The sequence below is a fragment of the Actinophytocola sp. genome (genome assembly GCF_009379765.1).
Taxonomy (GTDB): domain Bacteria; phylum Actinomycetota; class Actinomycetes; order Mycobacteriales; family Pseudonocardiaceae; genus Actinophytocola.
Genome location: NZ_WHTD01000070.1, coordinates 22,902 through 39,945 on the forward strand (window position 1 = coordinate 22,902; position 17,044 = coordinate 39,945).

The 17,044-nt window shown below is 71.5% G+C and carries 18 protein-coding genes; 10 read left to right on the top strand and 8 right to left on the bottom strand.

Translation table 11 applies throughout. From position 1 onward, the window contains the following. Nucleotides 1-36 precede the first annotated feature (36 nt). Nucleotides 37-1,224 carry an LCP family protein gene (locus GEV28_RS21540; protein WP_291413915.1) on the top strand — a complete coding sequence of 396 codons (1,188 nt, stop codon included), beginning with the start codon at nucleotides 37-39 and terminating at the stop codon, nucleotides 1,222-1,224. Nucleotides 1,225-1,355: 131 nt separating this feature from the next. On the opposite strand, the gene GEV28_RS21545 is transcribed toward GEV28_RS21540, so the two are convergent. Next, nucleotides 1,356-1,838, bottom strand: coding sequence for a peroxiredoxin (locus GEV28_RS21545; RefSeq protein ID WP_291413916.1), 483 nt, complete (start codon nucleotides 1,836-1,838; stop codon nucleotides 1,356-1,358). 28 nt (nucleotides 1,839-1,866) lie between these two features. Here GEV28_RS21545 and GEV28_RS21550 point away from each other — a divergent pair, with 28 nt between their 5' ends. After that, entirely contained in the window at nucleotides 1,867-2,457 is a 591-nt protein-coding gene (locus tag GEV28_RS21550) for a hypothetical protein (RefSeq protein ID WP_291413917.1), read from the top strand. Nucleotides 2,458-2,699: 242 nt separating this feature from the next. Here GEV28_RS21550 and GEV28_RS21555 read toward each other — a convergent pair whose 3' ends face one another. After that, nucleotides 2,700-3,668 carry a zinc-binding dehydrogenase gene (locus GEV28_RS21555; RefSeq protein ID WP_291413918.1) on the bottom strand — a complete coding sequence of 323 codons (969 nt, stop codon included), beginning with the start codon at nucleotides 3,666-3,668 and terminating at the stop codon, nucleotides 2,700-2,702. A gap of 84 nt (nucleotides 3,669-3,752) precedes the next feature. Here GEV28_RS21555 and GEV28_RS21560 point away from each other — a divergent pair, with 84 nt between their 5' ends. After that, on the top strand, nucleotides 3,753-4,328 hold the full coding sequence (locus tag GEV28_RS21560) for a TetR/AcrR family transcriptional regulator (RefSeq protein WP_291413919.1): 576 nt from the start codon (nucleotides 3,753-3,755) through the stop codon (nucleotides 4,326-4,328). A gap of 72 nt (nucleotides 4,329-4,400) precedes the next feature. Here GEV28_RS21560 and paaI read toward each other — a convergent pair whose 3' ends face one another. Further along, nucleotides 4,401-4,778 (bottom strand): hydroxyphenylacetyl-CoA thioesterase PaaI, encoded by a 378-nt coding sequence (gene paaI / locus GEV28_RS21565; RefSeq protein ID WP_291413933.1) that lies wholly within the window; start codon nucleotides 4,776-4,778, stop codon nucleotides 4,401-4,403. 124 nt (nucleotides 4,779-4,902) lie between these two features. Here paaI and icmF point away from each other — a divergent pair, with 124 nt between their 5' ends. Beyond that, nucleotides 4,903-8,172 carry a fused isobutyryl-CoA mutase/GTPase IcmF gene (gene icmF, locus GEV28_RS21570; RefSeq protein ID WP_291413920.1) on the top strand — a complete coding sequence of 1,090 codons (3,270 nt, stop codon included), beginning with the start codon at nucleotides 4,903-4,905 and terminating at the stop codon, nucleotides 8,170-8,172. Between the two features lie 16 nt (nucleotides 8,173-8,188). Further along, nucleotides 8,189-9,049, top strand: coding sequence for a 3-hydroxybutyryl-CoA dehydrogenase (locus GEV28_RS21575; RefSeq protein WP_291413921.1), 861 nt, complete (start codon nucleotides 8,189-8,191; stop codon nucleotides 9,047-9,049). On the opposite strand, the gene GEV28_RS21580 is transcribed toward GEV28_RS21575, so the two are convergent. Further along, on the bottom strand, nucleotides 9,037-9,936 hold the full coding sequence (locus tag GEV28_RS21580) for a MarR family transcriptional regulator (protein WP_291413922.1): 900 nt from the start codon (nucleotides 9,934-9,936) through the stop codon (nucleotides 9,037-9,039). The genes GEV28_RS21575 and GEV28_RS21580 overlap by 13 nt on opposite strands. A gap of 107 nt (nucleotides 9,937-10,043) precedes the next feature. Here GEV28_RS21580 and GEV28_RS21585 point away from each other — a divergent pair, with 107 nt between their 5' ends. Further along, nucleotides 10,044-10,913, top strand: a complete 870-nt coding sequence (locus tag GEV28_RS21585; protein WP_291413923.1) for an oxygenase MpaB family protein — start codon at nucleotides 10,044-10,046, stop codon at nucleotides 10,911-10,913. Then, nucleotides 10,910-11,515 (top strand): TetR/AcrR family transcriptional regulator, encoded by a 606-nt coding sequence (locus GEV28_RS21590; protein WP_291413924.1) that lies wholly within the window; start codon nucleotides 10,910-10,912, stop codon nucleotides 11,513-11,515. Before GEV28_RS21585 ends, GEV28_RS21590 begins: the two co-directional genes overlap by 4 nt. Here GEV28_RS21590 and GEV28_RS21595 read toward each other — a convergent pair. The 3 genes from GEV28_RS21595 to GEV28_RS21605 form a co-directional block, all read right to left on the bottom strand. After that, nucleotides 11,482-12,147: a TetR/AcrR family transcriptional regulator gene (locus tag GEV28_RS21595; RefSeq protein ID WP_291413925.1), complete on the bottom strand. Its 666-nt coding sequence runs from the start codon at nucleotides 12,145-12,147 to the stop codon at nucleotides 11,482-11,484. The genes GEV28_RS21590 and GEV28_RS21595 overlap by 34 nt on opposite strands. An 18-nt stretch (nucleotides 12,148-12,165) precedes the next feature. After that, entirely contained in the window at nucleotides 12,166-13,092 is a 927-nt protein-coding gene (locus GEV28_RS21600; protein WP_291413926.1) for a hypothetical protein, read from the bottom strand. Nucleotides 13,093-13,231: 139 nt separating this feature from the next. After that, nucleotides 13,232-13,663, bottom strand: a complete 432-nt coding sequence (locus tag GEV28_RS21605) for a MarR family winged helix-turn-helix transcriptional regulator (RefSeq protein WP_291413927.1) — start codon at nucleotides 13,661-13,663, stop codon at nucleotides 13,232-13,234. Between the two features lie 94 nt (nucleotides 13,664-13,757). Here GEV28_RS21605 and GEV28_RS21610 point away from each other — a divergent pair, with 94 nt between their 5' ends. Further along, complete coding sequence (locus tag GEV28_RS21610; RefSeq protein ID WP_291413928.1) at nucleotides 13,758-14,336, top strand: class I SAM-dependent methyltransferase; 579 nt, start codon at nucleotides 13,758-13,760, stop codon at nucleotides 14,334-14,336. On the opposite strand, the gene GEV28_RS21615 is transcribed toward GEV28_RS21610, so the two are convergent. Further along, on the bottom strand, nucleotides 14,320-14,847 hold the full coding sequence (locus tag GEV28_RS21615) for a CGNR zinc finger domain-containing protein (protein ID WP_291413929.1): 528 nt from the start codon (nucleotides 14,845-14,847) through the stop codon (nucleotides 14,320-14,322). The two genes, GEV28_RS21610 and GEV28_RS21615, sit on opposite strands and share 17 nt — an antisense overlap. Before the next feature lie 25 nt (nucleotides 14,848-14,872). Between GEV28_RS21615 and GEV28_RS21620 the strand changes: the two genes are divergently transcribed. Both GEV28_RS21620 and GEV28_RS21625 read left to right on the top strand, forming a co-directional pair. Further along, nucleotides 14,873-15,076 (top strand): hypothetical protein, encoded by a 204-nt coding sequence (locus GEV28_RS21620; protein WP_291413930.1) that lies wholly within the window; start codon nucleotides 14,873-14,875, stop codon nucleotides 15,074-15,076. A gap of 49 nt (nucleotides 15,077-15,125) precedes the next feature. Further along, the coding region (locus tag GEV28_RS21625) for a bifunctional FO biosynthesis protein CofGH (protein ID WP_291413931.1) at nucleotides 15,126-17,044 on the top strand (1,919 nt) is incomplete at its 3' end.

The following is a 17,044-nucleotide window of genomic DNA, read 5'->3' on the forward strand; positions in this document are numbered from 1 at the left end:
TCCCCACGTCTTGGGTGTCGACGGGAAGGTGGGGAGATGAGCTACGGCCACCAGCAGGGAGCGCCGCGACGACCCGAGTACGGGGGCACGCCAGGTCGCGGACGCCCGCAAGGTCAGAGCCGGCGACCCGCGTACCACGAGACGCGCGCACTGCCCATGCCGCCGACCGAGGACCCGCGGCGCAGGCCACCGGGTCAGCGCCGCTACAACGGCCCGCCGCCGGACGAGTACGGGCCTCCCGGCGAGGGCTATGGGCCACCACCGCCGCGGCGCCCCCGCAAGCGCCGCCGGGTCGGCCGCACGATCGGCATCGTGCTGCTGGTCATCCTCGTGGCGCTCGTCGGCACCTGGTTCTGGCTGGACACGTCGATCAACCGGGTCGCCGCGCTCGAGGACTACCCGGGGCGTCCGGCCGAGGCGGCCGGTACCAACTGGCTGGTCGTCGGGTCGGACAGCCGGGAGGGCCTCACGCCGGAGGAGAAGGCGAAGCTCGCGACCGGGGACGCCGGCGGGCAGCGCACGGACACCATCCTGATCGCGCACCTGCCGGACAACGACACCCCGGCCACGCTGCTGAGCATTCCGCGTGACTCCAACGTGGAGATTCCGGGACACGGCACCAGCAAGATCAACGCCGCGTTCGCCTTCGGCGGGCCGAAGCTCCTGGTGCAGACCGTCGAGGGTGCGACCGGCCTCCGGATGGACCACTACGCCGAGATCAGCTTCGGCGGGTTCGCCAACATCGTCGACGCCATCGGCGGCGTCGAGATGAACATCGACCAGGAGATGCACGACACCAAGACCGGCGCCACGATCAAGCCGGGACTCCAGGAGCTCGACGGCGCGCAGGCGCTGGCGTTCGTGCGGATGCGCTACAGCGCGGCCACCCCGCGGTCGGACCTCGACCGGGTGGTGAACCAGCGCAAGTTCATCGGCGCGCTGGCGTCGGAGATCGCGAGCCCCGGCACGCTGCTCAACCCGTTCGACCTGTTCCCGCTGCTGGCCAACGTGCCGGACGCGCTGACCCTCGACGAGGGCGACCACCTGCACAACCTGGTGGGGCTCGGGTTCGCGATGGGCGGCATCTCCGACGGCGGCACGGTCACCACGACGGTGCCGGTCACCGACTCGTCGGCGAACCAGTGGGACGAGGCGAAGTCCCAGCAGTTGTTCGACGCGCTGCGCACCGACGCCACGATCCCGCCGGACGTGATCAACAACTAGTCCGCCTCCCCGGGATTCAAAGTGTTGGTTGCGTTCCGGCGGACGTGCGGATCTCTGGTGGTTGGTGGGTGGGTGCCGTCACGGTCCCCTGAGGTTGCGTTTGGTCGGCGGGAGGCTTGTGCCAAGCCTGGTCAACGCGTATCCGATGATCCGTGGGCCATACCCTCGTGCCCGCGGAGTACTTCTAGGGCGCGGTCGGCGTGCACGGCCATGCGGAGCTCGCTCTTGACGACCTCCAGCACGGTGCGGTCGGTGTCGATGACGAAGGTCTGGCGCTTGGTGGCCAGCGGCCCGAAGCTGCGCCGCACCCCGAACCGGGTGGCGACCGCGCCGTCCGGATCGGACAGCAGCGGGAAGTCGAAGGAGTGCATCTCGCTGAACGCCTGCTGCTTCGCGACGTCGTCCGGGCTGATCCCGACGCGGGTGGCCTTGACGGCGGCGAACTCGGCGGCGAGGTCGCGGAAGTGGCACGACTCCGCGGTGCAGCCCTTGGTCATGGCGGCGGGGTAGAAGAACAGCACGACCGGGCCGTCGGCGAGGAGGTCGGACAGCTTGCGCGGCGTGCCGGTCTCGTCGGGCAGCTCGAAGTCGGGGGCTTTGTCGCCGGCCTTCATCGGTCTCCTTCGTGGTACATCGTGTGTCATGGACAGTACCGGCCCGCTGGCCGCGCGAGTCGTGACCGAGGCCCTGTCGCCCGCGGTCGTGGTCGTGGCGCTGCCACTGGCGGTGGCCTGGCACGCCACGGCCGGCTCCGTGTCGGCGACCGTGGGCTGGGGCCTGCTGGTGGCGGTGTTCTACAGCGTCCTGCCGATGGCCTTCGTGGTCCGCGGCGCCCGCCGCGGCCGCTGGGACGGCCACTGGGTGCGCGACCGCGCGCACCGGACCGTGCCGCTGCTGGTGTGCCTGCTGTCCGCGCTGGCCGGTCTCGCGATCATGCTCGTGGGCGGCGCACCCCGCACGGTGGTCGCCCTGGCCTGGTCGATGATCATCACCCTGATGGCCTGCCTGCTGATCACCCGCTGGTGGAAGATCTCGGTCCACGCGACCGTGGCCGCCGGCGCGGTCGCGGTGGTCACCTTCCTCTACGGCCCGTGGCTGCTGCTGCTCGCGCTGCTGGTGGCCCTGGTGTGCTGGTCCCGGGTAGCGGTGGCGGACCACACGGTGCCGCAGGTCGTCGCGGGCGCTTTGCTAGGTCCGGTGGTCGGCGGTGCGGTGTTCCTCGCGCTCAGCTGAGGTCAGCTGTCCAGCGCCTCGGCGTCGACCGCCGCCCCCGGGTGCCAGCGGCGATCTCGGCTTCCGGCCCCGGTGTCAATTCCACCGGTTGGCACCGACAGTTCCGGACCGGTGCCAGGCCGGGCTGGGGACGGTTGCCAGTTGTCCACAGGGAAGTCCGGGATCATCCGGGTCTCGTCGGTGCCCGCCCGTAGGCTGGTGACCGGGAGCCGGAGGCCAAGCAGTCTCGACCGAGACCGCCGCTACGGCACCAGGATTATCCGGCCCAGCTGGGCGCGGTCGTCGAGCAGCTGGTGCGCCTTCGCCGCCTCGGTCAGGGGCAGTCGCGTGTGGACGGTGGTGCGCAGGCGGCCGGCGGCGAAGTGGCCGGTCAGCTCAGCGACCGTCCGGGCGGCCTCGTCCGGGTGCGCCGAACGCCACGCCAGCAGCGAGAACCCGACCACCGACCGCAGCTCGTACAGCTTCATCAGCGGGATGTCGGCCAGCTCGCCGGCCGCCACGCCGTATGCCACCAGCCGGCCGTACGGGGCCAGCAGGTCCAGGCTGTCGAGCATCGTCTGCCCGCCGACCGAGTCGAGGACCACGTCCACACCGTTCGGGGCGGCCGCTCGCACCTGGTCCGGCCAGTCGGCGGCGGTGTAGTCGACCGCGGCGTCGGCACCCTGCGCGCGGGCGAAGTCCAGCTTGGCCGGCGAGCCCGCGGTAGCGATCACCCGGCCCGCGCCGAGCAGCTTCGCCAACTGCACGGCCAGGTGGCCGATGCCGCCCGCGGCCGCGTGGACCAGCACGGTCTCGCCGGGTTCGAGACGGCCGGTGCGCAGCGTGCCCAGCGCGACCGGGGCGGCCAGCGGGAGCATGGTCGCCGAGCCCTCGTCCAGTCCGGAAGGGACGGTCGCCAGCCACCGGGCGTCGGCCAGTGCGAAGTCGGCGAAGGCGTCCTCGGTGAGCGCCGCGACCCGCCGGCCGATGAGCGCGGTGTCCACATCGGACCCGACGGCCTCGACGGTGCCGACGACGTCGCCGGTGAGCGTCGCGGGCAGGGGACGCTGGAAGAGCGCGCCACGGCCCCGCCGGAACTTGGTGTCGATGAAGTTCGCCCCGATCACCTCGGTCCTGAGCCGAACCTGGCCCGGACCGGGCTCGGGCACCTCGGCCTCCTCGACCCGCAGGACTTCAGGGCCGCCATATGCGTGGTAGCGGACTCGGCGCACGGTAGTCTCCCTCTAACTGGACTTACGGTCGACTTAACCGTACTGGACCGCCGGTCCAGTTGTCCACGACACGGGAGGTCAGCCATGCCCGGAGAGCGGCGCGAGCGTGCCGACGCCGTACGCAACCGGCGCGCGATCCTGCTCGCGACCGAGGAGCTGCTCACCCGTCACCGCCCGGACGAGGTGACGATCGACCAGGTCGCGGCCGCGGCCGGGGTGGGCAAGGGGACCGTGTTCCACCGGTTCGGCAACCGGATGGGCCTGATGATCGCCCTGATGCGGGAGCGCGCCCTGGGTCTCGCCGAGGCGGTCGGGAGCGGCCCGCCCCCGCTCGGCCCCGGCGCCCCGCCGCGCGAGCGGCTACTGGCCTTCCTGTCCGCGGTGGTGGACGTGGTCGGCCGCAACAAGGGCCTGCTCGCCGCCCTCGGGCAGGCGGTGTCCCCCCGCGCGCACGGCGAGGACCACCCGGTCTACCTGTTCTGGCACGGCCACATCAGCACCCTGATCGCCGCCGAACGCCCCGACGTGGACGCCCCGCTCCTGGCCGACCTCCTCCTGGCGGGCCTCCAGGCCGAGCCGATCCTCCGCCTCCTGGAACAGGGCGAGACCAAGCGCCTGGAAGCCGGCCTGCACGTGCTCGCCGAAGGGATCCTGGGCTGACGGGCCGCACGTGCCGACCGGCCGATGCCCTGAACGCGTCGCTCGGGACGATGACCGTCGTCAACGCGTCGTTCAGGGCGTGCGGGGACCGATGGTGCGGCTGCGGCCGCGGAACTCCGCGATCACGTCCTCGCCGCGGCGCACCGTGACGTCGCAGATGCCGCTGCGTCCGAAGACGATCCGTTCCTCGGCGCGGGCCTGCAGCACGTCACCCCGGCGGGCGGCGGCCACGAACGTGATGTCGGCCCCCGCGGCGACGGTGACCGGGCCGTGGCTGTTGCACGCGCACGCGAAGGCCGTGTCGGCGAGGAGGAACACGTAGCCGCCGTGGGCGATGTCATGGCCGTTCACCATCGTCTCGGTGATCGTCATCCGGACCACCGCGAAGCCCTCGCCCGCATCGACCAGCGTCATGCCCAGGGAGCGGGAGGCGAGATCGTCGTCGAGCATTCGGCGTACGGGCTCCGGAACCATCGCGACATCATCGCAGGTCGTGGGCGCGCGACTACCGCGGGATGGGGAGACCTGGGCCACAATGGTTGCACGTAGGAAAGTAGGACATCAAACTATTATTATGGCCAACGCCCCAGCGCTGCACCGACCGGTGAACCCGGTTCGGTTCATCACCGCCGCCAGTCTGTTCGACGGGCACGACGCGGCGATCAACATCATGCGCCGCATCTTGCAGTCGCAGGGTGCCGAGGTGATCCACCTCGGCCACAACCGCTCCGTCCGCGAGGTCGTCCGCGCCGCCATCCAGGAGGACGTCCAGGGTGTGGCCATCAGCGCCTACCAGGGTGGCCACGTCGAGTACTTCAGCTACCTCGTGGAGCTGCTGAACGAGCACGGCGCCGGCCACGTCAAGGTCTTCGGCGGCGGCGGCGGCGTCATCGTGCACGAGGAGATCGAGCTGCTCCACTCCCGCGGCGTGGCGCGCATCTTCTCTCCGGACGACGGCCAGGAGATGGGCCTCGCCCGGATGATCAACACGATGATCGAGGCCTGCGACGTCGACCTCGCCGACCGGCCCGAGCCGGCGCTCGACGCGCTGTACGCCGGACAGCACGACGCGCTCGCCCAGGTCATCACCAAGATCGAGGCCGGTCGGCTCGGCGAGGCAGCGATCGAGCAGTTCCGGGACGCCGCCGGCAAGCGGCAGGTGCCGGTCCTCGGCATCACCGGCACCGGCGGCTCCGGCAAGTCCTCGCTCACCGACGAGCTCGTCCGCCGGTTCCGCCTCGACCAGCAGGACAAGCTGCGCATCGCGGTCCTCGCGGTCGACCCGACCCGCAGGCGCGGCGGCGGCGCGCTGCTCGGCGACCGCATCCGGATGAACACCCTCGGCGGCATCGCCGGCGTCCCCGGCGGGGACGGTGACCAGGTGTTCTTCCGCTCGATGGCCACCCGAGGCGCGGTCACCGAGGTCCCCGAGGGCCTCACCGACGCGATCGCCGCGGCCAAGGCGGCCGGCAACGACCTCGTGATCGTCGAGACGCCCGGCATCGGCCAGGGCGACGCGGCCATCGTCCCGTTCGTCGACACCTCGCTGTACGTGATGACGCCCGAGTTCGGCGCCGCGTCCCAGCTCGAGAAGATCGACATGCTCGACTTCGCGGACGTCGTGGCCATCAACAAGTTCGAGCGCCGGGGTGCCGAGGACGCGCGCCGGGACGTGTCCCGCCAGATGGTCCGCAACCGCGAGGCGTTCGGTGTCTCCTGGGAGGACATGCCGGTCTTCGGCACGAGCGCGGCCACGTTCAACGACGACGGCGTCACCGCGCTCTACCACCACACCCGCGACCTGCTCGCCGAAGGCGGTCTGCCGGTCGGCGAGCCCACCCTCGCGCCGGTCGACGGCCGGGTGTCCACCCGGGCGGCCACGGTCGTGCCGGCGCAGCGGGTGCGCTACCTCGCCGACATCGCCGAGACCGTCCGCGACTACCACGGGGCGACCGACGAGCAGGTGGCCGCGGTGCGCAAGCGGTCCGCGCTCACCGAGGCCCGCGCCGCGCTCGACCAGGCCGGATCGTCCACAGAGGACATCGACGCCCTCGTGACGGAGGCGCGACGCCGGGTCGAGCGGGACACCGAAGACCTCCTGGACCGGTACCGGGAGCTCAAGGACTACACCGGCGACGAGCTCGTCGTGCAGGTCCGCCACAAGGAGCTGCACACCCAGCTGTGGCGGGAGACCCTGTCCGGCACCAAGGTCCCGCGCGTCGCGCTGCCGCGGTTCGACGACGACGGCACGCTGGTCCGCTTCCTGCGCAAGGAGAACCTGCCGGGCTACTTCCCCTACACCGCGGGCGTGTTCCCGTTCAAGCGCGACGGCGAGGACCCGGCCCGCATGTTCGCCGGCGAGGGCGACGCGTTCCGCACGAACCGCCGCTTCCGCTATCTCTCCGAGAGTTCGGAGGCCACCCGGCTGTCGACCGCGTTCGACTCGGTGACCCTCTACGGGCACGACCCGGACACCCCGCCGGACATCTACGGCAAGGTCGGCACGTCCGGCGTCTCGATCGCGACGCTCGACGACATGCACGCGCTCTACGACGGGTTCGACCTCACCGCGCCGTCGACCTCGGTCTCGATGACGATCAACGGTCCGGCCCCGACGATCCTCGCGTTCTTCCTCAACACCGCGATCGACCAGAACGCGGCGAAGTTCGCCGCCGAGCACGGCCGGCAACCCTCCGACGAGGAGCGTGCCGAGATCGCCGCGTGGGCGCTCGCCAACGTCCGCGGCACCGTGCAGGCCGACATCCTCAAGGAGGACCAGGGCCAGAACACCTGCATCTTCTCCACCGAGTTCTCCCTGCGGATGATGGCCGACATCCAGGAATGGTTCATCGCCAACAAGGTCCGCAACTTCTACTCGGTGTCGATCTCCGGCTACCACATCGCCGAGGCCGGGGCGAACCCCATCAGCCAGCTGGCTTTCACCCTCGCCAACGGGTTCACCTACGTCGAGTCCTACCTCGCCCGCGGCATGGACATCGACGACTTCGCGCCCAACCTGTCGTTCTTCCTCTCCAACGGCCTCGACGCCGAGTACAGCGTGATCGGCCGGGTGGCGCGGCGGATCTGGGCGGTGGCCATGCGGGAGCGCTACGGCGCGAACGAGCGGTCGCAGAAGTTCAAGTACCACGTGCAGACCTCCGGCCGGTCGCTGCACGCGCAGGAGATGCACTTCAACGACATCCGCACCACGCTGCAGGCCTTGTGCGCGCTGTACGACAACTGCAACTCGTTGCACACCAACGCCTACGACGAGGCGATCACCACCCCGACGGAGAGCTCGGTGCGCCGCGCGATGGCCATCCAGCTGATCATCAACAAGGAGTGGGGCCTGTCGAAGAACGAGAACCCGCTGCAGGGCTCGTTCGTCATCGACGAGCTGACCGACCTGGTCGAGGAGGCCGTGCTGGCCGAGTTCGAGCGGCTGTCCGAGCGGGGCGGCGTGCTCGGCGCGATGGAGACCGGCTACCAGCGTGGTCGCATCCAGGACGAGTCGATGCTCTACGAGCAGCGCAAGCACGACGGCTCGCTGCCGCTGATCGGCGTGAACACGTTCCTGCCGAGCAAGGACAACGCCGAGGAGCTGCCGACGATCGAGCTGGCCAGGGCCACCGAGGAGGAGAAGCGCTCCCAGGTCGAGCGCACCCGCGCCTTCCAGGACAAGCACCGGTCCGACGCCCAGGCCGCCCTTCGGCGGCTGCGGGACTCGGTCGCGAACGACGAGAATGTCTTCGGCGTGCTCATGGACGCCGCTAGGGTGTGCACGCTCGGTCAGATCACCGAGACCTTCTTCGAGGTCGGCGGTCAGTACCGGCGCAACGTCTGACGGTTACGGAGGATTCGTGGGTATCGATCGGGTTGGGGTCGTCGGCTGTGGACTGATGGGGTCGGGCATCGCGGAGGTGTGCGCCCGCGCCGGGCTCGACGTGATCGTCAGCGAGGTGAGCCAGGACGCGCTCGACGCCGGCCGGGCGCGGGTGGAGAAGTCGCTGGCCAGGGCGGTGCGCAACGGCAAGCTCGACGAGGCCGGCCGGGACGCGGCGCTGGGCCGGCTGCGGTTCTCGACCGACCTCGGCGAGTTCGCCGACCGCCGCCTCGTGGTCGAGGCGGTCGCGGAGAACGAGCAGATCAAGACCGACGTGTTCACCTCGCTGGACAAGGTGGTCACCGACCGGGAGGCGATCTTCGCGTCGAACACCTCCTCGATCCCGATCATGAAGCTCGGCATGGCGACCTCGCGGCCGCAGCAGGTGATCGGCATCCACTTCTTCAACCCCGTGCCGGTGCTCAAGCTGGTCGAGCTGGTGCCGTCGCTGCTCACCGGTGAGTCCACGAAGGAGCAGGCGGAGTCCTTTGTGGAAACCGTGTTGGGCAAGGAGGTCATCCTCTCCCAGGACCGCGCCGGGTTCGTCGTCAACGCGCTCCTCGTGCCCTACCTGCTGTCCGCGATCCGGATGCTCGAGTCGGGCTTCGCGTCGGCGGAGGACATCGACACCGGCATGGTGCAGGGCTGCGCGCACCCGATGGGCCCGCTCGCGCTCACCGACCTGATCGGGCTGGACACCACCAAGGCCATCGCCGAGTCGATGTACGCCGAGTTCAAGGAGCCGCTGTTCTCGCCGCCGCCGTTGCTGCTGCGCATGGTCGACGCGGGCCTGCTCGGCAAGAAGAGCAGTCGCGGGTTCTACGACTACAGCGCCTGACCGGACAGCTCCGCCCGCAGGGCCCGCGCCCGCTCGGTGATCAGGTCGAGCACCCGCTTGGCGACGACCTGGTCGTCGGCGGGGATGCCCTCGAACAGCTGGTCGCCGACGCGGAGCGAGGCCGCGGCGACCCGCTCGACGAGCTGCCGGCCACGTTCGGTCGGCTCCACCCGGTCCGCCGACCCCGTGGCCAGCCCGGCCGCTTCGAGCGCGGTGATGGCGCGCAGCACGGACGCCTGGTCGGCGGCCGGGCCGGATGCCCGCGCGCCGATGGCCTCCCGGCCCGCCGGCTCGGCGGCCATCGCCCGGAGCGCGATGAACTGCTCGAAGCTGAGGTCGGCCTCGGTGAGCAGGGTGTCGAGGATGCCTCTGGTCGCGGCCGCGGCCACGTTGATGTCCTGCCCGTTGAAGACGCGGGGTCGGGTCATGGTCTGCTCGCTCTCGTCGGGCTCGCTGTCCAGCAAGGAATGAAGGGTGGCGCGCAGCGCGTGCCCGAGGGTCCCGTCGGGGCCGCCGATCGCCGCGGTGAGCTCGGCATGCCGGGCGTGCACGATGTCCACCGCCTCGGCGACGACCGCCCGGCCGCGGTCGGTGAGAACCAGCCGCACCGCTCGCGGGTCGGCCGGGTCGGCCGGTCGCTCGACGAGCCCGGCCGACTCCAGCGCCCTGGCCAGCTTCGACACGTAGAGCGGCTCGAGGCCGGTGAAGTCGGCGAGCTGCCGCTGGTTGGGTCGCTGACCGGACCTCGCGAGCCCGGAGAGCGCGGCCAGTACGGAGAACTGCGCGTGGGTCAGCCCGAGCGGCGCGAGGGCGCGGTCGACGTCGGCGCGCCACCTGGTGGACAGGCGCCAGATGAGGAAGCCCGTAGTCGGCTCGGTCGGTCCCACACCAATACTGTACATGGACATTATGTCCAAGGCTACTATCGACTCCGGGTCGTGTCGCTGATACAAAGATTCACGAATGTCTCATCGACTCATGCGGGGTGACGGTCGTGACGGCTGAGGTGACACGGGTCGAGGCGGAGATCGAGCCGCCCGGGCCGGGCTCGCTGCACTGGCGGTGGGCCGGCGAGGTGCGCGGCTACCTGCTGCTGGTCAAGGCGGGCCTGCTGCAGCTCATGCATCCCGGCCTCGGCGCGGGGGTCGAGCAGCACTCCGACTTCTTCACCGAGCCGTGGGAGCGGGTGCTGCGCTCGGTGCCCGAGATCCAGGGTGTCACCTTCGACTGGCCGCACGGCGGGCGCACCGCGCGCAAGATCCGCGACTTCCACACGCACATCAAGGGCAGCTACACAGGCGCTGACGGTCAGGGCAGGCGGTACCACGCGCTCGACCCGGAGGTCTACTTCTGGGCGCACGCCACGATCTTCGACGCGCTGTTCCAGATGATCGACCTGTTCGACCACCCGATGAGCGACGCGGAGAAGGAGCAGCTCTACGCCGAGGGCTGCGCGGCGTACCGGGCCTACGGGGTGAGCGACCGGGTCGTGCCGCCGGACTGGGCGAGCTTCCAGGCCTACTTCGACCGGATGTGCCGCGAGGAGCTGGTGATCACGCCGGCCGCGCGCGGGCTGATCGAGTTCGCCAAGGAGCCACCCGCGACGTTCCCGCTGGTACCCGCGCCGCTGTACCGGCTGCTGCGCAGGCCGACCGCGAAGCCGCTGTGGTGGCTGTCGGTCGGCACCCTGCCGGAGCCGGTCCGCGAGCAGATCGGCGAGCGGTGGACGGTACGCGACGAGCGCCGGCACCAGCAGTTCCGGCGCGCGGTGCGCACCGTCTGGCCCTTGGTGCCGGCCCGGTTCCGCTACACCGGCCGCGCCCGGCGTGGCTACGCGCGGGCCGGCGTCGGGCCGCTCGGATGAGCTTGCTCGAGCTGGTCCTGGCCGCACCCGACACGGACGCGGTTGGAGAGTCCATTGTGGACGCCGCGCTCGAGGAGTTCCTCGGCTACGGGCTGCGGCGCACCAACGTCGACGTCGTGGCCCGGCGCGCGGGGGTCTCGCGCGCCACGCTCTACCGGCGCTTCGACGGAAAGGACGCGCTCGTGCAGGCCGTGCTGGCCCGCGAGTCGCGGCGGTTCTTCGGCTGCATCGCCGAGGCGGTCGCGGGGCTCGACACCGCGGAGGAGCGCCTGGTCGAGGGGTTCGTCGTCGGCGTGCGCCAGGCCAGGGCGGACCGGCTGCTCAACCGGCTGCTGGCCTCCGACCCGGAGGCGTTGCTGCCGTACCTGACCACCAACGGCGGCCTGGTGGTGGCCGCGGCCCGGGACTTCCTGGTGAGCCAGGCCCCGGGCGAGCCCGCACCGTCCGACGACCGGACCCCGCAGGGCGTCGCGGAGGTGTTCGTGCGGCTGGCGATCTCGTTCACGCTGATGCCGGAGAGCGCGATACCACTCGACACGGACGATGCGGTGCGGACGTTCGCCGGCGCCTACCTCGCGCCGCTGATGCGCTCCGGCGGCTGAGCCGGCACGGTCTCGACCAGTACCGCGTCGATCAGCACCCGCAGGTCGGCCTTCGCGCGCTTCCACCTGGCGTCCAGCTCCGCCGTGTCCGGATTGGACAGTCCAAGGAGGAGGATGCCGCGCACGGTGTCCAGCGCGGTGTACATGACGTGCCGGAACCGCGCGTTGTCCGCGTACTCGCCGAACGCCTCCGTGGCGAACTCCAGCAGCGCACCCCGCGCCTGCGGCTCCACCGCGGTGAGCTGCTCGCGCAGCTCGAGGTCGGTCCGCGCGGCCACCCACATCTCGATCGTCGCGTACAGGATCGGGCCCTGGTGGACCTCCCACATCAGGTCCAGCGCCGCGTCGAGCGGGTCCGGCGCCCGGCGCACCGCGTCGATCTTCTCGAAGGCCAGCTCCGCCCGCTTGGTCGCGAGGTGCCGCACCGCCGCGGCGACCAGGTCGGCGCGGGTGGGGAAGTGGTGCACCTGGGCGCCGCGGGTGACGCCTGCCAGCTCGGTGACCCGGGTGGTCGTGGTGCCCGCGTAGCCGTACCGCACCAGGCAGTCCACGGTGGCGTCGAGCAGCCGTCCGCGCATGGCGGCGCTGCGCTCCTGCTGGGTCCGGCCGGTCTTCGACTTTCTGGCGGGCATCCCCTCAGGTTAGGTGACTCATGCACCGACGTCGGTGAACGACCGCGAGTGTTCGGCCAGTTCCTCGTGCTCGGCCGGCGCCGGGCGCCGGTAAAGCGCGCCGTAGATCGCGATGCCCCCGGCCGTCGCCAGTGTCACGAGCCCGGCGAGGGACAGCAACGTCGGCGCCAGCGGGGCGGACAGCGGCGGCACCTTGGTGATGGCCTCGACCAGGACGACCGCGCTGAGCAGCAGGTAGCCGCCCGCGCCGAGCTGGACGACCCGCATCCGGGTGCGCTCCGGCCACGTGGTGAACGTCAGCAGCCAGGCCAGCCCCGGGATGACCAGGATCGCGTGCATCGTCACCGCGTGCGCGGGCTTGAGGAACCCGGCGGTGGTGTAGGCGACCTCGGGGTTGGTCTGCGACGACGTGACCCCGACGGCGATCATCGCGGCGCCGACCCCCAGCGCGACCATGAGCGTGACGAACCCGAACCGCATCGCGAGCCGCATGCTCGGCGAGTTCTTCCCGACCTTCCGGAACGCGGACAGCGTGAAGCCGAGCGTGAGCACGACGATGGCCATGCCGCCGAACGCCAGGGTGCCGGCGACGGCCGAGTCGAACGGCGTCTCGAAGTTGAAGTGCGACGGCACACCGCGCCAGGCCTGCGTCGACACCAGCGTCGTCTCGACGACGCAGGCGACCGTGAACCCGCCGAGCTGGATGAGGTGGGTGACCCACGCGACCGTGGCCAGGGTGAGCCCGAACGACAGCCCGAACGTCGCGGCCTTGCGCAGCGACACCGGCCCGGTCCACGGCCCGCCGGAGATCGTCAGGACGACCAGGTGCACGAGCCCGCTCAGGAACAGCACCACGCCGATGACGAACGCAGCCCGCTCGATCCGGGTGCCCTCGTCCCAGCTGCGTCGCAGCGAGCGGCCCATCGCACGCATCACGGTCTTCATGACGCCCACCTCCTGACCTCAAGACTGGCCCGGTCGGGGGCGGATGTCGTCGGCGCCTCGACGGCTTCTCGACTACGCCAGGAGGCGTACGTCAGCGGCAGTGTCAGCGGCAGAGTCAGCGACTCCGTCAGCGGCACGGTCAGCCACCGAACGGGTGCTCCCGGAGCACGCGGGTGAGCCCGGTGAGCCCGGTGAGCAGCGCGGCGCGTTCCTCGTCGGTCAGCGCGTCGAAGACCGCGGCGTGCCGCTCGTGCATGATGCCGGCGGCCCGCTCGGCGACCCGCTCGCCGTCGGGGGTGAGGCGGATCCGGTAGACGCGCCGGTTGGCCGGGTCGCGGACCCGCTCGATCCAGCCGCGTTCCTCCATGACCGAGCCGAGGCGGCTGGCCCGGCTCTTGTCCACCCGCAGCGCGTCGGCGATCTCCTGCTGGGCGAGCTCACCGCGGTCGGCGAGCTCGAACAGCATCACGCACTCGGCGAGCGACAGGTTGACGTCGCCGAACGGCCATTCGGTGCGCAGGCCGACCAGCTGCACCACCTGGTAGAGCAGCCCGTCGAGCCGGCCGTGCACGTCGCCTCCATGGTTGTCGGATACAACTGTTGTCGCTAGCATCTATAACAGTTGCTCGGCACAACTTTCTCACAGGAGGACTCCCATGCATGTCATGCGCGGCTCACAGCGGCTCTTCGAGCACGGCCGGTTCTACGACGCGTTCGCCAGGAGGCTCGCCGGCGGTCTGTACCGGCGGGTGGTCGACGACGTCGTGCTCGCCGAGCCGCGGCCGGGAGCGGTACTCCTCGACGCCGGGTGCGGCCCGGGTCGGCTCGCCATGGACATCGCGCGGGCCAGGCCGGACGCGACCGTGCACGGCGTCGACCTCGCCGCGGGGGCGATCGAGGTGGCGGTCGACCGGGCCGCGCGGGCCGGGCTCGCCGACCGGACGCGCTTCCTGTGCGGGGACCTCGCCGACCTGCCGTTCCCCGACGGCACGTTCGACCTGGTCGTCTCCACGGTGAGCTACCACCACTGGGCGCACGTGTCGCCGGTGGTCGCGGAGCTGGCCAGGGTGCTGCGGCCCGACGGCCGCCTGTGGGTCTACGACGCCCGCGCGATGCCCGCGACGCCGTTCCGCGACGCGGCGCGCGAGGCGATGCCCGACCGCGCGCAGGGGCGGGCGATCGTGCGCACCGGCTGGTTCCCGGTGCCCATCTTCCAGCGCCTCGCGGTCAGCCGGTCCGCGTGACCTTGGCCCGGTGGCGGCGCACGGCATCGCGGTTGGCACAGGTGGGGGAGCAGTAGCGCTGCCGGCCGCCGCGGGTGAAGTCGCCGAACGGGCGGCCGCACTCGGTGAGCGCGCAGCGGCGGAGGCGGTCCATGCCGCGGGTGGTGAGGTGCAGCGCGGTGCCGACGCTGATCAGCGCGCGGACCACGCCGGGGAGGCTCAGGTTCGTGTCGCGGTAGTGGATGTGCCAGCCGGTGCCGGTGTGGTCGGTGAGTCGTGGATACGCCGAGGACCCGGCGAGCAGCTCGTTGAGCCGCTCGGCGCGTGCCCGCGGCGTGTCGGCGTCGACGACCGTGAGCCACCGGTCGAGGAACGCCTCGACCTCGCGCAGGTCCGCCGCCCCGGCCGGCCGCTCGACGACGAGGCCGGCGCCGACGCAGCGGCGGGCCAGCTCCTCGGCGTCGCGCGGTGGCTCGGTGACGAGCCCCACGGCGAGCCGGACAGGTTCTTCGCCGTAAGGGTTCAGCCGCATAGGACCATTACAGCAGACTGGTCGCATGAACGCCTCACACCGCTGGGAGACCACCTCCAGCCACGTCACCAGCGACGGCTGGGTCCGCTACCAACGCTGCGGCTGCGGCTGCGGCGCGACCCGCGTCCTCCTCAACACCGAACCGGTCAGCGTCGAGCCGATCGGCACCGCTGTGCGGAACGATCGGCGGAATGATCGGGAGCGGAGCGGGGTTGTCGATGAGCGATGACCATCACCTGCCGGCGGCCGGCCATCGGGGCTAGCTTTGAGGAGTGTCCGTGACCGAGGGTTTCGTACCCAGCGAGTCCGCTGTCCGGCGAGCGTTGCGGCGCGCACGGGACGGCGTGGCCCTCGACCGAACCGAGGCCGAGACCCTGCTCCACGCCCGCGGCGAGCAGATGGACCGGCTGCTCGAGGCGGCCTCGCGGGTGCGTGACGCCGGGCTCGAGAGCATCGGCCGCCCGGGTGTCGTCACCCACTCGCGCAGCGTCTTCGTCCCGCTCACCAAGCTGTGCCGGGACCGTTGCCACTACTGCACCTTCGCCACCGTGCCGGGGCGTGTGCCGGCGGCGTTCATGAGCCCCGACGAGGTCCTCGACGTGGTCCGCCGCGGTGCCGAGCTGGGTTGCACCGAGGTCCTCTTCACCCTCGGCGACCGGCCGGAGGCGCGCTGGACCGCCGCCCAGGAGTGGCTCGAGGAGGCCGGCTACCCGGACACGCTGTCCTACGTCCGGGCGATGTCGATCAAGGTCCTCGAGGAGACCGGCGTCCTGCCGCATCTCAACCCGGGCGTCCTGAGCTGGACGGACTTCCAGCGCCTCAAGCCCGTCTCGGCGTCCATGGGCATGATGCTCGAGACCACCGCCACCCGGCTCTGGTCGGCGAAGGGCGGCGCGCACTACGGCTCGCCCGACAAGGAGCCCGCGGTTCGGCTGCGGGTGCTCGAGGACGCCGGCCGCAGCAACGTCCCGTTCACCACCGGCATCCTCATCGGCATCGGCGAGACGCTCGAGGAGCGGGTCGACTCGCTGTTCGCCATCCGCAAGGTGGCCCGGCAGTACGGCGGCATCCAGGAAGTCATCGTCCAGAACTTCCGCGCGAAGCCGGACACCGCGATGGCCGGCATGGCCGACGTCGAGGCCCAGGAGCTGGCCGCCACCGTCGCGGTCGCGCGGCTCGTGCTCGGGCCCAAGATGCGCATCCAGGCCCCGCCCAACCTCATCGGCGGCGAGTACGAGCTGCTCCTGCGGGCCGGCATCGACGACTGGGGCGGGGTCTCGCCGCTCACCATCGACCACGTCAACCCCGAGCGCCCGTGGCCGCAGCTCGACGAGCTCGCCGCGCGCACCGAGGCGGCCGGGTTCCGGCTGGCCGAGCGGCTGCCGATCTACCCCGAGTACGTCCGGCGCGGCGAGCCGTGGCTGGACCCGCGGGTCACCGGCCACGTCGCCGCGCTGGCCGACCCGGACACCGGCCTCGCCGTGCCCGACCCGAGGCCGGTCGGCAGGCCGTGGCAGGAGCCGGAGGTCGCGCTGGTCGGCTCGGGGCGCACGGACCTGCACGCCAGCATCGACACGGAAGGCCGCACCGCCGACCGCCGCGACGACTTCGACTCGGTCTACGGGGACTGGGAGGAGCTGCGGGCGCAGGTGGCCGCGATGCCCTCGCGCGTGGCCGGCCCGGGTGGTTCGGGGGTGCGGCCGGAGTTCGCCACCGCGCTTCGGCACGCCGAGTCCGACCCGAGTGGACTGTCCGATGAGGACTCCCTGACGCTGCTGTCCGCGTCGGCGGGCGCGGAGATCGACGCCCTGGCGGCGCTGGCCGACGCGGTCCGCGCCGACGTGGTGGGGGACGAGGTGACCTACGTGGTCACCCGCAACATCAACTTCACCAACGTCTGCTACACCGGCTGTCGCTTCTGCGCGTTCGCGCAACGCCGCACCGACAGCGACGCCTACACGCTCTCCCTCGACCAGGTGGGCCGGCGCGCCGAGGAGGCGTGGGCCGTGGGCGCCACCGAGGTCTGCATGCAGGGCGGCATCCACCCGGACCTGCCCGGCACGGCGTACTTCGACATCGCCGCGGAGGTCAAGAGGCGCGCGCCCGGCCTGCACGTGCACGCGTTCTCCCCGATGGAGGTCGTGAACGGCGCGTCCCGGACCAACCTGTCCATCCGCGACTGGCTCACCGCCGCCCG

Coding starts and splice junctions, on each gene's coding strand:
- GEV28_RS21540 (WP_291413915.1), top strand. CDS start 37: ATGAGCTACGGCCACCAGCAGGGAGCGCCGCGACGACCCGAGTACGGG.
- GEV28_RS21545 (WP_291413916.1), bottom strand. CDS start 1,838: ATGAAGGCCGGCGACAAAGCCCCCGACTTCGAGCTGCCCGACGAGACC.
- GEV28_RS21550 (WP_291413917.1), top strand. CDS start 1,867: ATGGACAGTACCGGCCCGCTGGCCGCGCGAGTCGTGACCGAGGCCCTG.
- GEV28_RS21560 (WP_291413919.1), top strand. CDS start 3,753: ATGCCCGGAGAGCGGCGCGAGCGTGCCGACGCCGTACGCAACCGGCGC.
- paaI (WP_291413933.1), bottom strand. CDS start 4,778: ATGCTCGACGACGATCTCGCCTCCCGCTCCCTGGGCATGACGCTGGTC.
- icmF (WP_291413920.1), top strand. CDS start 4,903: ATGGCCAACGCCCCAGCGCTGCACCGACCGGTGAACCCGGTTCGGTTC.
- GEV28_RS21590 (WP_291413924.1), top strand. CDS start 10,910: ATGAGCTTGCTCGAGCTGGTCCTGGCCGCACCCGACACGGACGCGGTT.
- GEV28_RS21595 (WP_291413925.1), bottom strand. CDS start 12,147: ATGCCCGCCAGAAAGTCGAAGACCGGCCGGACCCAGCAGGAGCGCAGC.
- GEV28_RS21600 (WP_291413926.1), bottom strand. CDS start 13,092: ATGAAGACCGTGATGCGTGCGATGGGCCGCTCGCTGCGACGCAGCTGG.
- GEV28_RS21610 (WP_291413928.1), top strand. CDS start 13,758: ATGCGCGGCTCACAGCGGCTCTTCGAGCACGGCCGGTTCTACGACGCG.
- GEV28_RS21615 (WP_291413929.1), bottom strand. CDS start 14,847: ATGCGGCTGAACCCTTACGGCGAAGAACCTGTCCGGCTCGCCGTGGGG.
- GEV28_RS21620 (WP_291413930.1), top strand. CDS start 14,873: ATGAACGCCTCACACCGCTGGGAGACCACCTCCAGCCACGTCACCAGC.